The sequence below is a fragment of the Ruegeria sp. AK4 genome (genome assembly GCF_056541025.1).
Genome location: NZ_JBQFXS010000007.1, coordinates 121,494 through 135,470, shown reverse-complemented (window position 1 = coordinate 135,470; position 13,977 = coordinate 121,494). Strand labels below are relative to the sequence as shown.

The following is a 13,977-nucleotide window of genomic DNA, read 5'->3' as shown; positions in this document are numbered from 1 at the left end:
TGATGTCCATTGAAGTTCGTGTTCCCACGCTGGGCGAATCCGTCACCGAAGCCACGGTTGCAACCTGGTTCAAGAAACCCGGTGACGCCGTGGCAGTGGATGAAATGCTCTGTGAGTTGGAGACTGACAAGGTCACGGTCGAGGTTCCCTCTCCGGCGGCTGGCGTGATGGGTGAGATCGTGGCCGCCGAAGGTGAGACAGTTGGCGTCGACGCGCTGCTGGCGACCATCGCGGCAGGCGAAGGCGCAGCCCCCGCGCCCGCAGCGGCCCCAGCCCCTGCGGCGGCTCCGGCGGCATCCGGCGGCAGCGTTGACGTGATGGTCCCAACGCTGGGCGAATCCGTCACCGAAGCCACCGTTTCCACATGGTTCAAACAGGTCGGCGATGCCGTCGCGCAGGACGAGATGCTGTGTGAGCTGGAAACCGACAAGGTCTCGGTCGAGGTTCCTTCCCCGGCAGCGGGAGTTCTGGCCGAGATCGTCGCCCCGGAAGGCGCAACCGTGGAGGCAACGGCCAAGCTGGCGGTGATATCCGGTTCGGCGGCAGGTGCGGCAGCAGCGCCGGCGGCAGCCCCTGCGGCGGCTCCGGCAGCAGCCACAAGCGGCAAGGATATCGCAAATGCGCCCTCGGCTGATAAGGCAATGGCCGAGGCAGGTTTGTCCGCCGATCAGGTCACCGGCACAGGCCGCGATGGCCGCATCATGAAAGAAGACGTGGCGAATGCCGTTGCGGCAGCGGCTTCTGCCGCACCTGTTTCTTCTGGGCCTGCGGCGGCTGCGCCCGCCCCCGCTGCCCAAACCCCACGCGCACCTGTTGCCGCCGAGGATGCCTCGCGCGAGGAACGCGTGCGCATGACCCGTCTGCGCCAGACCATCGCCAAGCGCCTGAAGGATGCGCAGAACACCGCCGCGATCCTGACCACCTTCAACGAGGTGGACATGACCGAGGTGATGGCCCTGCGCAACCAGTACAAGGACCAGTTCGAGAAGAAGCATGGCGTGCGTCTGGGCTTCATGTCCTTCTTCACCAAAGCCTGCTGCCACGCGCTGAAAGAGGTTCCCGAAGTCAATGCCGAGATCGACGGCACCGACATCGTCTACAAGAATTTCGTCCATATGGGCGTGGCCGCCGGTACGCCTCAGGGTCTGGTGGTGCCGGTGATCCGCGATGCGGATTCGATGTCCTTCGCCGCCATCGAAAAAGCCATTGCCGAGAAAGGCAAACGCGCCCGCGACGGCAAGCTGTCGATGGCAGAAATGCAAGGCGGCACCTTCACCATTTCGAACGGCGGCGTCTATGGCTCGCTGATGTCCTCGCCGATTCTGAACCCGCCGCAATCGGGCATTCTGGGCATGCACAAGATTCAGGACCGCCCGATGGTCATCAATGGTGAGATCAAGATCCGCCCAATGATGTATCTGGCGCTGTCCTATGACCACCGGATCGTCGACGGCAAAGGCGCGGTGACGTTCCTTGTCCGCGTGAAAGAGGCGCTGGAAGACCCGCGCCGCCTGCTGATGGATTTGTAATCATGGCGACTCATGTACTCTGGCAGGCCGATGTGGCCGATTTCGACGCCTGGCTGAAAGTGTTCCGCGAGGACCAACCGATGCGCAAGGCCGCGGGCATCCGCGACCTGCATGTGTGGCGCGACCCCGATCAGCGCGACCATGCGATTGCGATGTTCGAGGTTGTCGATCTGGATAAGGCCCGGGCCTTTTTCGGCTCCGAGGAGCTGGCGATGCACCACGAACGCGGCGGCATCGCCCATATCTCGATCAAGCTGCTGGAGCCGGTTTGACAAAACATATTCCTGACCTGCCAAATCGGGTCGGGGAAGCGCCGGGTCACCCGGTCGATTTAGGAGAATGTAATGGCAAACTATGACGTCATCGTAATCGGCGCCGGACCCGGCGGCTATGTCTGCGCGATCCGCTGCGCTCAACTGGGTCTGAAGACCGCCGTGGTCGAAGGGCGCGAGACGCTGGGCGGCACCTGCCTGAACGTGGGCTGCATCCCGTCCAAGGCGCTGCTGCACGCCAGCCATCAGTTGCACGAGGCCGAGCATAACTTTGCCAAGATGGGCCTGAAGGGCAAAAGCCCTTCGGTCGATTGGAAGCAGATGCAGGCCTACAAGGACGAGGTCATTGAGGGCAACACCAAGGGCATCGAGTTCCTGTTCAAGAAGAACAAGATCGACTGGCTGAAAGGCTGGGGCTCGATCCCCGCCGCCGGTCAGGTCAAGGTGGGCGATGAGGTGCACGAGGCCAAGAACATCATCATCGCATCGGGGTCCGAGCCGTCGGCGCTGCCGGGCGTGACCGTGGATGAAAAGGTCGTTGTGACCTCGACCGGCGCGCTGTCACTGGGCAAGATCCCGAAGAAGATGGTGGTGATCGGCGCCGGGGTAATCGGGCTGGAACTTGGCTCGGTCTACAGCCGTTTGGGGGCCGAGGTGACGGTGATCGAATTCCTCAAGGAAATCACGCCGGGCATGGACCCCGAGGTGCAGAAAACCTTCCAGCGCATCCTGAAGAAACAGGGCCTGAGCTTTGTCATGGGCGCGGCGGTGCAAAAGACTGAAGCCACCAAGACCAAGGCCAAGGTCACCTACAAGCTGCTCAAGGACGACAGCGAGCATGTGATCGACGCTGATACGGTACTGGTCGCCACCGGTCGCAAACCGTATTCCAATGGTCTGGGGCTCGAAGCACTGGGGGTCGAGATGACCCCGCGCGGCCAGATCAAGGTCGGGGCAGACTGGCAGACCAATGTGCCAGGCATCTATGCCATCGGCGACGTGACCGAAGGCCCGATGCTGGCCCACAAGGCCGAAGACGAAGGCATGGCCGCCGCCGAACAGGTCGCAGGCAAGCATGGCCATGTGAACTACGGCGTTATCCCCGGCGTGATATACACCTGGCCCGAAGTCGCAAATGTCGGCGAAACCGAGGCCACGCTGAAGGAACAGGGCCGCGCCTATAAAGTCGGCAAATTCATGTTCATGGGCAATGGCCGCGCCAAGGCGAATTTCGCAGCCGACGGTTTTGTTAAAGTCCTGGCTGACAAGGAAACCGACCGCATCCTCGGCGCCCACATCATCGGCCCCGCCGCTGGCGACCTGATCCACGAGGTCTGCGTTGCGATGGAATTCGGTGCCTCAGCCGAGGATCTGGCCCTGACCTGCCACGCCCACCCGACCTATTCCGAAGCCGTGCGCGAAGCGGCGCTTGCTTGCGGCGACGGTCCGATCCACTCGTAAACCTGCAACGGTTGAGAGTTCGGGATGCGAGGCTCTGCCTCGCGCTCCGGGATATTTGGAGCCAGATGAAGAGCGGATTCCCTGCTTCATCTGTCCCAAAAGTATCCCGGGGGAGTCGCGGCTTGCCGCGGCGGGGGCAGAGCCCCCTTTTCTACCACATCGTCTTTGCGACGCGCGGGCCCCATTCCTGATCGTAGCGGGCTCCGCCTTCCTCGCCAGAGGTCATCTCGGCCAGAATTTCCCCGGCGCTTGGCAGCCCCTCGGCATCATGTGCACCGTTCCACATCTGCGCGCGCATCAGGGCGCGGGCGCATTGGGTGTAAACCTCGGCGACCTGGATAACGATCACCGTGGCCGGGCGTTTGCCGTGTTTTTCGAACCGGGTACGCAGGGTTTCATCCGCCGTCAGGCGCGCCGCGCCGTTGACGCGCACCACATTGTTCGAGCCGGGCACAAGAAACATCAGCGACACGCGCGGGTCGCGCACGATGTTGCGCAGGCTGTCCAGGCGGTTGTTGCCGCGCCAGTCCGGCATCGCCAGCGTTCCGGGATCAAGCTCCAGCACTGCCGGGCCATCATCTCCGCGCGGACTTCCGTCAACGCCTTCCGGTCCGACGGTGCTGAGAATGCACAGGCGCGAGGTCATGATCCATTTGCGATAAAGCGGCGTCAGCCGGTGGGCCACTTTGCGCAGGGATGGTGCGCCGGGCGTGCCATACAAAGCCTCAAGCGTTGCGATGTCTTCAATGAACTCCATCCGGATCAAACCCCACTTCGCGCATCAATTCGTTTGAACGTGTCTCGATAACCGTCTCAAGCCGCCCGAGGAACGCGTCCCGCCCCACGCCCGGCTCGATCGGGCCGAGGAAATCGACAATCGCCAGCCCCGGCTTCCGCAGGATACCGGTGCGCGGCCAGAAAACGCCCGCATTCGTGGCGACCGGCACGCAGGGAAAGCCGAGGCCTTCGTACAGAACCGCAGTGCCGACCTTGTAGGGTTTCTGCGCCCCCGGCGCGACCCGCGTGCCTTGCGGGTAGATCACCAGTTGCCCGGGCTCGGTGAACTCTTTGGCCACGTCCTTGACCATCTTGGCCACCGCCGCGCCCTTTTTGCCGCGATTGACCGGGATACAGCCCAGACGGCGGGCATACATGCCGATGACCGGGGTCCAAAGCAATTCCCGTTTCATGATGAACTTGCCGTGCGGAATCGCGTCGAAAATGATGATGATATCCAGAAAGGACTGGTGTTTTGCCCCGACCACAACCTCGGTTGTGGGAACGGTTCCACGGACCTCGCAGCGGATCCCGACCATCCAGCGCGCCAGCCAGATCGTGGTGCGCGCATAGGTCTTGCAGGCCGCCAGAGCGCCGCGTTTGGAAAACACCGCATAGGGCAGGAACACGATACCAAGGATCAGCATCCAGACATAGATCGTGATCATGAAGATCAGCGAGCGCACCCATTGAACCGCCATAAGCATCACGAAAGCTCCTTCAGTTTCCGGCGCGCGGCGTTCCATGTGGCGAAGAACGCGACGAATGCACCCAGCAAGGGGATGAAGACCGGCAAGGCCCAGTCACCGCCCTGAAAGCCGACCCCCGACAGGAAGCCGCCAGCGTCCGAGGCTTCGGGCAGCAGCAGAACCCCGGTCATGCCCAACAGCGTCCCCACGGCGGCCCCAAACAAGGCCCTGTAGGTAAAGCGCCGGACAAAGGCCCCGGCTATGAACCGGTCCCGCGCGCCGACCTGACGCAGCACCTCGATAATCTGGGCGTTGGCGGCAAGCGAGGCATTGGCGGCAAGCGTGATCATCGCCGCCGTGGCGCCGCCGATCAGCAGAATCGAAATCCAGCCCAGCCGTCGCAGCGACATGGCGGCCTCGACCAAGGGTTCGCGCCAGCGGGTGTGATCATCCAGCACCGCGCCCGGCACCTCGGCCCCCAGACGCAGGCGCAGACCGGCGGCGTCCAGACCTGGCTCGCCTTCGACAATCTCGATCAGTTGCGGGATGGGCAGCGTGTCCAGCGGCAGGTCCGGCCCGAACCATGGCGACAGCAGCGCCGCCTGTTCGTCGGCTGTCAGGGCGCGGGCGGATGCGACGCCCGGTGTCTGGCCCAGCACCGTCAGCGCGGCCTCGGTCTGGGCGGCAAGCTGTTCGGCGGGGGCGTTGATCCGCAAGGTCGCGGCCCCGGCCAATTCGGTCGCCCACCTGTCTGCTATCCGGCCTGACGCAAGGGACAAGGCCAGCGCGAAAACGGCCAGAAATGCCATCGCGCCGGACACGAACAGGGTCAGATGCGCGGTGTACCCGGTAGGTGGCACCACCCGGTCGGCGCGCTTGTCGCGGTGCAGCAGGTTGCGGATGTCGCCCTTGCTCATAAATCAGCCCCCGCCAGTTGCAGCCTCCGCTGCGAGATGCGCAGGACGCGGGCCTGAACCTGGCTTTTGGCCGCCCGGATCAGGCTCAGGTCATGGGTCGCGATCAAAACCGTCTTGCCCATCCGGTTGAGCTCGATCAGCAGGCGCAGCAGGCGTTGCGACATCTCCCAATCCACGTTGCCGGTGGGTTCATCCGCCAGCACCACATCGGGCGACAGGATCACCGCCCGCGCCAGCGCCGCGCGCTGACGTTCACCGCCTGACAGTTCCGGCGGGCGGGCCTCCAGACGCGCGCCCAGCCCGACCCAGTTCAGCAATTCGGTCAGGTTGTCCTGTTCGGTGGATTCGGCACGGCCCGACACCATCAGCGGCAGGGCGACGTTTTCCGCCAGCGTCATGTGATCCAGAAACTGGCAATCCTGATGCACCACGCCGATCCGGCGGCGCAGCAGCGCCATCTGATCCCGATCCAGCGCCGAGATATCCTGATCAAACGCGCTCAGCCGCCCCGAGGTCGGCAACAACGCGCCGTAGCACAGTTTCAGCAGCGTCGTTTTGCCCGCCCCCGACGGCCCGGTCAGAAAATGGAAAGATCCGGGCTGCAAATGCACCGAGACATCGCTCAGCAATTCGCCACCGCCATAGGTGTAGCTGACATTTTCCAGCTCGATCACAGGTACCCCCAGGTTCTTTTGCCGCTCTTCTTGCCCGAGCGCGATTGTGGTTTCAATGCCTGCACCGGGTCGAATTGGTGACAGTTGGCCCGTGAAACCGAAAACGCCCTTTGCTGTTGGGTCTTAACGGAATATCATTCCTGAAAAAACAACTATCGTGCCGACTATTTCGTTCGGCCGGGGAGGCAGCATGCGTTTAACATGTCCGAATTGCAGTGCCCAATATGAGGTCCCGGACGAGGTCATCCCGGAAGAAGGCCGCGACGTTCAGTGTTCCAATTGCGATCAGACCTGGTTTCAGGCCAAGTATCCGGCTGAACCGGCCCCTGCAGCGGAAGAAACGCCCGAAGCTGACGTCCCTGCCGAAGAACCACAGGTTGATGAGGCCGCAGAAGCCGCGCCGACAGAGCCGGAAAAACCCGCAGCCGCTTCGAATGGCAATGTCGATCCGGCTGTCGCCAATATCCTGCAGGAAGAGGCCGCGCGCGAGGCCGAGTTGCGCGCGCAGGAAGGCGAGCCGCTGGAAACCCAGCCCGATCTGGCGCTGGACACCCCGCCCGAGCCGGTTGAACCCAAGCGCCCGGCCCTGTCCGAGACCGCCGAGGATGCCGGTCAAAAGGACGACTTGCCGGATGTCGAGGCGATCAATTCCAGCCTGCTCAGCGATGACGGTGCCACGGCGGCGGAACAACCTGCCCGCAAATCCGGCGGGTTTCTGCGCGGGTTTGCCCTGATCCTGATTATCGGCGTGGTTCTGTACCTGATCTACGGCAACGCCCAGCAGATCAGCGAAGCCGTGCCGCAGGCCGATCCGGTGCTGAATTCTTACGTGTCACTGGTGGATCAGGCGCGCCTCTGGCTCGAGGCGCAGGCCGGGTCCGGCGCGCAGTAAGGCCTCAAATCCGGGGTCAGAACCGTTCCAGCAGACGCTTGAGGTATTCCAGCTCGATCCTGGGCCGGTCGGATTCACCAGTCCGGCGGCGGATTTCATCCAGAAGCTCGCGCGCGCGGCGATAGACGTCTTCGCCCTGCAACAGGTTTTCATCGGTTGAGATCGACCCGGTTGCGCCGGGATTCCGCCCCAGCGGGTCCCGGTTATTGGCCTGCATATCGCCGTCTTGCGTGCCCTGTCCCGGCTGGTTCTGCTGGTTCTGGGCCATTGCCTCGCCAAGCGACCGCATGCCTTCCCGCAGCGCTTCCATTGCTTCGGACTGGCGGTCGATGGCCTCGGCCAGATCGTCGCTGCGCAGCGCCTCCTCGGCCCCCTCCATCGCGCGTCCGGCGCGATCCAGCGCTTCCCGCGCGGCTTCGCCTTCGGGCGTGCCGCCCCCCGGCAGGCCCTGTTGCTGCCGGTTCAACTCGTCACGCAGGGCCTGCTGCCGGTCCGCCAACGAGGGCTGGCCCGACTGCCCATCGCCCGGCTGGTCCGAGCCCTGCCCCTGACCATCATGGCTCTGACCGCGGCCCTGACCGCCGCTTTGACCTTCGTTGCCCTGACTGTCGCCCGCCTGCGCGCCGGGGTTGAACTGCTCCTGCAGGTCCCGGAACGCCTGATCGCTGAGGCCTTGCTGTTCGCGCAGCGTTTCCGCCAGCCCTTCCATCGCCTGCTGGCCTTCGGACTGACCACCCTGACCCTGGCCCTGGGTGACGCGCATGTTCTCCATCATCTGCTGGAACTCTTCCAGCGCCTGCTGCGCCTCGGCCATGCGGCCCTGTTCCATCAGTTCCTGAATGCGGTCCATCATGCGCTGCAGGTCGTCCTGCGTCATCTGCATGGTCTCGCCGTTCTGGCCCTGCTGGTTCTGTTGACCCTCGCCGTTTTCCTGCGCCAGACGCTGCAATTGCCGCAGATAATCCTGCGTGGCCTCGCGCAGTTCCTGCATCAGCTCGGCGATCTCTTCATCGCTGGCGCCGTTCTGCATCGCCTCGGTCAAACGCTCCTGCGCCCGGCGCATCCGTTCCAGCGCATCGGCCAGCGTGCCTTCCTCGATCAGCACGGCCAGATCCCACAACGCCTGCGCGATCTCTTCCTGCTGTTCGGATTTCAGACCGAATTCGGTGAATGTCTCTAACCGGCGCAGGGTGACGCGCAGGCGGAGATAGGCCGTGTCCGAGCGGAACACGTCTTCGGGGCGGTGGGACACGGCCCGCAGCACCTGCGACACGCGCGGTGCGTTGGTGCGGGACCACAGCAGGTCGCGCCGCTGTTCGATCACCGCCGCCGCCAGCGGATCAAAGAACCGGCGGGCGGGCAAGGCGGTGGCATAGGCTTCGGATTCCGCCACCTGATCGGCGGCATCTCGCGCCATCAGCGTGATTTTGACCGGCAGATGCGCCCATGGATGTTCTGAGAAATCTTCGATCAGGTCTTCGGTGAAATCCGCGCGATCGCCGGTGATCGGCATCGGCAACTGAACCTCGATCACCTCGCGCGGTTCGGGGTCCGATGTCAGGCCATAGCGGCGGTCCACCGCCGCCAGATCCAGTTCGATCCGGGCCGAACCGGACACCACGCCATAATCATCACTGGCGGCAAAGGGCAGTTTCATCTGACCGCCCGCCTCGGCCTCGGCCCGGCCATCCACGGCGATCCGTGGGGTTGCATCGGCAATGATATTCAGCGCCCAGTCCCGGCCTGCGGGGCCTTCAATGCGCAGCTGCCCGGACCGGTCCGCCACGAAATCCTGTTCCGGGTCCGTCACCGCCTCGGCCCCGGTGGCCGAGGTTGTTTCGGTCAGGGTATGGGCACCGACCTCACCGTAAAACCGCAGCGTGATGCGGCTGCCCTTGGGAATGGACAGGTCCGGGTCGGACTGATCCGCCAGATAGAGCGTGGGCAAACCGGTATAGCGGGGCGGTTCCACCCAGCCTTCCCATGTCGGTCCCTGCCCGGCGGCTGCCGATCCCGGCGTCATTTCAGCCACGGAACCGATCCGCCAGAACGACCCGAACAGGGCCGCAACAACCAACGCCAGAAGCGCCGCATAGCGCAGGGCAAAGGGATCGCGCGAGGCCAGCCGCAGGTCGGGCTTGACCGCACCGGCCCCCGCCGCGCGCTGTGCCATGCGGTGTTTATGCGCCTGCCACAGCGCCACCGAATCCGCATCCGTCGCGCCGATGGCCTGATCGTCCATCAGCGCCTGAATCGGCCTGCCCGGAAGCGTTTCGTCTAACCGCGCCAGCGCCGCCAAACGGGACGGGAAATGGAATCGCCTGACCCCGACAACAGCCGCGACAATCAGCGCGACTATCGCGGCGACACCGATGCCCCAGACCATCTCGACAGCGATGTGATCATGCAGGCCCATCATCAAAGCGGCCAAAAGCACCATCAGAACCGAGAAAAACGGCCAGAATGCTCGCAAAACCTGCTCGGCCAGCATGCCCCCATGGGTCAGCCACAGGGACAGTCTTGGGATCGGCAGGTTCGATTTGTCGCGCAAGGCGGGCCTCCGGGATCGGGCCTGCGCGCCTATCGCGTCAGAGCCACGAGGGTATGGTATCGCGGTTTATGATTTCGTCAAAGCTTGGCCGTTCACGAATGACTGCAAATTGATCGCCATGTACCAGAACCTCGGGGATCAGGGGCCGGGTGTTGTATTCGCTGGACATCACTGCGCCATAGGCCCCGGCACTGCGGAAGGCGACCAGATCACCAGCGCCCAGCGGCGGCATGTTGCGTTCTTTCGCAAAGGTATCGCCGGATTCGCACACCGGCCCCACGATGTCATAGGGTTGCTGTTCCACGCCTGGCGCGGGTTCCTGCACGGCAACGATATCGTGATGCGCCTCGTACATGGCCGGGCGGATCAGATCGTTCATGGCCCCGTCGAGGATCAGGAAATCGCGACCCTCGCCCGATTTCACATAGATCACCTTGCTGACCATCAGGCCCGCATTGCCCGCGATCAGGCGGCCGGGTTCGATTTCAATCTCGCAGTCCAGATGGCCCAGCGTTTTCTGGATCAGCGCGCCATATTCCACCGGCAGCGGCGGCGCGTCATTGGCGCGGGTATAGGGAATGCCCAGACCCCCGCCCAGATCGAGGCGGCGGATATCATGCCCCTCGGCCCGCAATTGTTCCGTCAGTTCGGCGACCTTGGTGTAGGCCAGTTCGAACGGCTCCAACTCGGTCAGTTGCGAGCCGATATGAACGTCGATCCCGATCACCTCTAGCCCCGGCAGGCTGGCGGCGTGGGCATAGACCTCGGACGCGCGGGCGATGGGGATGCCGAACTTGTTTTCCGACTTACCGGTGGCGATCTTGGCGTGGGTCTTGGCGTCCACATCCGGGTTCACCCGCACGGTGATCGGCGCGATCACGCCCAGTTCCAGCGCGATGGCGTTGATCACTTCCATCTCGGGCTCGGATTCGACGTTGAACTGGCGGATACCGCCGCTCAGCGCGGTGCGAATTTCATCCGCCGTTTTGCCGACGCCCGAGAACACGATCCTGTCGCCCGGAACCCCCGCCGCTTTGGCCCGCAGGTATTCCCCGCCCGAGACCACATCCATCCCCGCGCCCGCCTGTGCCAGCGTTTTCAGAATCGCCTGATTGCTGGCCGCCTTCATCGCATAGCAGACAAGGTGATCCATGCCGTCCAGCGCATCATCGAACAGCTTGAAATGCCGCAGCAGCGTCGCTGTCGAGTAGACATAAAACGGGGTTCCGACCGCGGCAGCGATCTCGGCAATCGGGACATCCTCGGCGTACAGCGCGCCGTCGCGGTAGAGAAAGTGATCCATGACAGCGCGCTTAGACCAAAAACGCCCCGTGGATCAATGGATTCGACACAAGGCTAGGCCCGCATCACTTTCTGGTGGACACGCCAACCCGGCCATAGCCCGAGATCGAAATGCCCGTGCCGCTGGCTTGGGGCGCGGGTTCGGGGCGTGGGCTGCTGGTCGGCTCGCAGGCCGCAAGGATAGCGAGGGACAGGATCAGGCCAATTAGTCTCATTGCGTTCGTCTTTTCACTGGCTTCGGCGCAGGGCCGGTCATGCCCTTCACATGGGCGCGACTGCATTGAAATGCAATCGCTTTTTGTTACACGCCAAGATAGATGCCGAACCCACCGCGCCGCAGTCCAACGCCGCCGCCGACATAGGTGCCGCTGCTGCCGACGCCGACACTTGCGCTGGCGGTCGGCTGAACCGGCTCGCCATCCGCGCCGCAGCTCGCCAGCACGAGGCCAGCGGACAGGAACAGGATCACACGCAAAACAGCCCTCATATCTTCGCCTTCCATCTCTCGATCTGGGCGCGCACCTGATCCGGTGCCGTGCCGCCGTAAGACTGGCGCGAGTTTACCGAATTTTCCACGGTAAGGACAGAATAGACGTCGTCGGTGATGTCGGCATGGACCGATTGCATATCCTCGAGCGTCAGGTCGGGCAAGTCGCAGCCCTTGGCCTCGGCCATCGCGACCAGCGATCCGGTGACGTGATGTGCATCGCGGAAGGGCAGGCCCAGCACCCGCACCAGCCAGTCGGCCAGATCGGTCGCGGTGGAAAAGCCCGAGCCCGCAGCGGCGGCAAGGCTGTCGCGGTTGGCGGTCATGTCCTTGACCATGCCCTCCATCGCCGCCAGCGCCAGCATCCAGTTGTCGGCGGCGTCAAAGACCTGTTCCTTGTCTTCCTGCATGTCCTTGGAATAGGCCAGCGGCAGGCCCTTCATCACTATCATCAGCGCCGTGTTGGCCCCATAGATACGCCCCACCTTGGCGCGGATCAGTTCTGCGGCGTCGGGGTTCTTCTTCTGCGGCATGATCGACGAGCCGGTCGAGAACCGGTCCGACAAGGTCACAAAACGGAACTGGGCCGAGGACCAGATCACCAGTTCTTCGGCAAAGCGCGACAGGTGCACGGCGCAGATCGAGGCGGTGGACAGGAATTCCAGCGCGAAATCCCGGTCACTAACGGCATCCAGCGAGTTCGCGGCGGGGCGGTCAAAGCCCAGGGCTTCCGCCGTCATGTCCCGGTCGATGGGAAAGGACGTCCCGGCCAGAGCCGCCGCCCCCAGCGGGGATTCGTTCATCCGGGCGCGGGCGTCGCGGACACGGGACAGATCGCGGCCAAACATCTCGACATAGGCCATCATGTGATGGCCCCATGTCACCGGCTGCGCGGTTTGCAGATGGGTAAAGCCAGGCATCACCCAATCCGCCCCGGCCTCAGCCTGCGCCAAAAGCGCACGGATCAGGGCCAGCAGGCCGGTTTCCGCCGCGTCCAGCTGATCACGGACCCAGAGTTTGAAATCGGTCGCCACCTGATCGTTGCGCGAACGCCCGGTGTGCAGACGGCCCGCCGGCTCTCCGATCACCTCTTTCAGCCGCGCCTCGACATTCATGTGAATGTCTTCCAGCGCGGTCGAGAACTGAAATTCCCCGCTCTGGATTTCTGACAAAACGGTGAGCAGCCCTTTCCGAATGGCCTGCGCGTCATTATCAGTAATAACGCCTGTGGCCGCCAGCATGGCGGCATGGGCGCGCGAGCCTGCGATGTCCTGGGCTGCCATCCGCTGATCGAACCCGATCGAGGCGTTGATCGCCTCCATGATCGCGTCTGGACCGGCGGCAAAGCGGCCGCCCCACATCTGGTTCGAGGATTGATCGGTCATGTAAGAAAACCCGGAGTTGATATGCGCCTGTTACGTCTGATCCCCCTTTATATGGCCCTTGCGCTGGGTGCAAACGCCGCCTTGGCGACCGATGCCGAAACTCTGGCCCCGCTGCGCGAGGACAGCCTGAAGCGGCTGATCCTGCATAAAGAACCGAAACCCGCCAAAACCATCGAGTTTCAGCTTGAAGATGACGGCGGCACCGGCACGCTTGACGATTACGCCGGCAAATACGTGCTGCTGAACTTCTGGGCCACATGGTGCGCCCCCTGCCGCAAGGAAATGCCGCAGATCGCCGAGTTGCAGGAGGAGTTCGGCGGCGACAAGTTTCAGGTCCTGACGCTGGCCACCGGGCGCAACACGCCCGCCGGGATCAAGAAATTCTTCGGCGACAACGGCATCGAGAACCTGCCCCGCCATCAGGACCCAAGCTCGGCCGCGGCGCGCGAATTTGGTGTCATCGCCCTGCCGATCACCGTCATTCTGAACCCCGAAGGTCAGGAAATCGCCCGCCTGATCGGCGATGCCGAGTGGAATTCGGACAGCGCCAAAGCGATTGTCGGGGCGCTTGTGGGCGGCGAAAGCTGACGGCCCGCGCGTCTTCTGCGCTTTTGTGTTAGACTGGACCCGGCCCCTTTGGGCCGGTTTTTCGTTTCTTGATCTGCGGGAAGGGAGACAGCGATGAAACCGGTGGTTCTGCTGATCGGAAAGCTGCCAAACGTGATCGGCGATGCAGCGCAACAGCTCGATCATTTGCCAATCCAGTGGCTCGGCGCACATGACACCGATGAGGTTCGCAGGCAACTGGACGCCGAACCCCGGATCGCCTGCGCCATCATGGGGGCCGGTCTGGACGACACCGTGCGCGGCGAGATGGTCGGCATCATCGCCGCCCGCCGCCCCGATATCTGCATGCACCTCAAGGACCGGGCCTCGGGGCCGGATGGTCTGGTGCCGTTTGTCGAACGGGTGGTGCAGCACGAAATCCTCGACCGTCCCGACGCCACTTGACGCAACGCCACCTTTGACAGGTTCCGGCCC

General features: G+C 63.6%; 15 protein-coding genes. 6 read left to right on the top strand and 9 right to left on the bottom strand.

Features of this window, described 5'->3' with window-relative positions:
• The first annotated feature begins 2 nt into the window (after positions 1 to 2).
• The 3 genes from odhB to lpdA all read left to right on the top strand — a co-directional run bounded on the left by odhB (position 3) and on the right by lpdA (position 3,262).
• Entirely contained in the window at positions 3 to 1,529 is a 1,527-nt protein-coding gene (odhB, locus tag ACR0EZ_RS14525; protein WP_480614193.1) for a 2-oxoglutarate dehydrogenase complex dihydrolipoyllysine-residue succinyltransferase, read from the top strand.
• A 2-nt stretch (positions 1,530 to 1,531) separates the two neighbouring features.
• Positions 1,532 to 1,801 (top strand): hypothetical protein, encoded by a 270-nt coding sequence (locus ACR0EZ_RS14520; protein WP_480614191.1) that lies wholly within the window; start codon positions 1,532 to 1,534, stop codon positions 1,799 to 1,801.
• Between the two features lie 72 nt (positions 1,802 to 1,873).
• Entirely contained in the window at positions 1,874 to 3,262 is a 1,389-nt protein-coding gene (gene lpdA / locus ACR0EZ_RS14515; protein ID WP_480614189.1) for a dihydrolipoyl dehydrogenase, read from the top strand.
• 151 nt (positions 3,263 to 3,413) lie between these two features.
• Here the strand turns inward: lpdA and ACR0EZ_RS14510 are convergent, their stop codons facing one another.
• Genes ACR0EZ_RS14510 through ACR0EZ_RS14495 form a run of 4 tightly spaced genes read right to left on the bottom strand, consistent with a single transcriptional unit; the run spans position 3,414 to position 6,319 of the window.
• Positions 3,414 to 4,019 carry a pyridoxamine 5'-phosphate oxidase family protein gene (locus tag ACR0EZ_RS14510; protein WP_480614187.1) on the bottom strand — a complete coding sequence of 202 codons (606 nt, stop codon included), beginning with the start codon at positions 4,017 to 4,019 and terminating at the stop codon, positions 3,414 to 3,416.
• The gene (locus tag ACR0EZ_RS14505) at positions 4,006 to 4,746 is read right to left on the bottom strand and encodes a lysophospholipid acyltransferase family protein (protein ID WP_480614185.1); all 741 of its coding nucleotides are present in this window, start codon (positions 4,744 to 4,746) and stop codon (positions 4,006 to 4,008) included. The genes ACR0EZ_RS14510 and ACR0EZ_RS14505 overlap by 14 nt, the downstream gene beginning before the upstream one ends.
• On the bottom strand, positions 4,746 to 5,645 hold the full coding sequence (locus ACR0EZ_RS14500; protein WP_480614183.1) for a cell division protein FtsX: 900 nt from the start codon (positions 5,643 to 5,645) through the stop codon (positions 4,746 to 4,748). The genes ACR0EZ_RS14505 and ACR0EZ_RS14500 overlap by 1 nt, the downstream gene beginning before the upstream one ends.
• Entirely contained in the window at positions 5,642 to 6,319 is a 678-nt protein-coding gene (locus tag ACR0EZ_RS14495; RefSeq protein WP_480614181.1) for a cell division ATP-binding protein FtsE, read from the bottom strand. Before ACR0EZ_RS14495 ends, ACR0EZ_RS14500 begins: the two co-directional genes overlap by 4 nt.
• A gap of 190 nt (positions 6,320 to 6,509) precedes the next feature.
• Here ACR0EZ_RS14495 and ACR0EZ_RS14490 point away from each other — a divergent pair, with 190 nt between their 5' ends.
• Positions 6,510 to 7,211: a zinc-ribbon domain-containing protein gene (locus ACR0EZ_RS14490; protein WP_480614179.1), complete on the top strand. Its 702-nt coding sequence runs from the start codon at positions 6,510 to 6,512 to the stop codon at positions 7,209 to 7,211.
• A 16-nt stretch (positions 7,212 to 7,227) separates the two neighbouring features.
• On the opposite strand, the gene ACR0EZ_RS14485 is transcribed toward ACR0EZ_RS14490, so the two are convergent.
• The 5 genes from ACR0EZ_RS14485 to argH form a co-directional block, all read right to left on the bottom strand.
• Positions 7,228 to 9,762, bottom strand: a complete 2,535-nt coding sequence (locus ACR0EZ_RS14485) for a TIGR02302 family protein (protein WP_480614177.1) — start codon at positions 9,760 to 9,762, stop codon at positions 7,228 to 7,230.
• Between the two features lie 37 nt (positions 9,763 to 9,799).
• Positions 9,800 to 11,065 (bottom strand): diaminopimelate decarboxylase, encoded by a 1,266-nt coding sequence (lysA, locus tag ACR0EZ_RS14480; protein WP_480614175.1) that lies wholly within the window; start codon positions 11,063 to 11,065, stop codon positions 9,800 to 9,802.
• A 64-nt stretch (positions 11,066 to 11,129) separates the two neighbouring features.
• Positions 11,130 to 11,279 (bottom strand): hypothetical protein, encoded by a 150-nt coding sequence (locus tag ACR0EZ_RS14475; RefSeq protein WP_480614173.1) that lies wholly within the window; start codon positions 11,277 to 11,279, stop codon positions 11,130 to 11,132.
• 86 nt (positions 11,280 to 11,365) lie between these two features.
• Positions 11,366 to 11,551: an argininosuccinate lyase gene (locus ACR0EZ_RS14470; protein ID WP_480614171.1), complete on the bottom strand. Its 186-nt coding sequence runs from the start codon at positions 11,549 to 11,551 to the stop codon at positions 11,366 to 11,368.
• A complete protein-coding gene (argH, locus tag ACR0EZ_RS14465) occupies positions 11,548 to 12,936 on the bottom strand; it encodes an argininosuccinate lyase (protein ID WP_480614169.1) in 1,389 nt (462 codons plus the stop codon). Before argH ends, ACR0EZ_RS14470 begins: the two co-directional genes overlap by 4 nt.
• Positions 12,937 to 12,957: 21 nt before the next feature.
• Here argH and ACR0EZ_RS14460 point away from each other — a divergent pair, with 21 nt between their 5' ends.
• Both ACR0EZ_RS14460 and ACR0EZ_RS14455 read left to right on the top strand, forming a co-directional pair.
• On the top strand, positions 12,958 to 13,524 hold the full coding sequence (locus ACR0EZ_RS14460) for a TlpA disulfide reductase family protein (RefSeq protein WP_480614167.1): 567 nt from the start codon (positions 12,958 to 12,960) through the stop codon (positions 13,522 to 13,524).
• 93 nt (positions 13,525 to 13,617) lie between these two features.
• Entirely contained in the window at positions 13,618 to 13,947 is a 330-nt protein-coding gene (locus ACR0EZ_RS14455) for a hypothetical protein (protein ID WP_480614165.1), read from the top strand.
• Positions 13,948 to 13,977 lie beyond the last annotated feature (30 nt).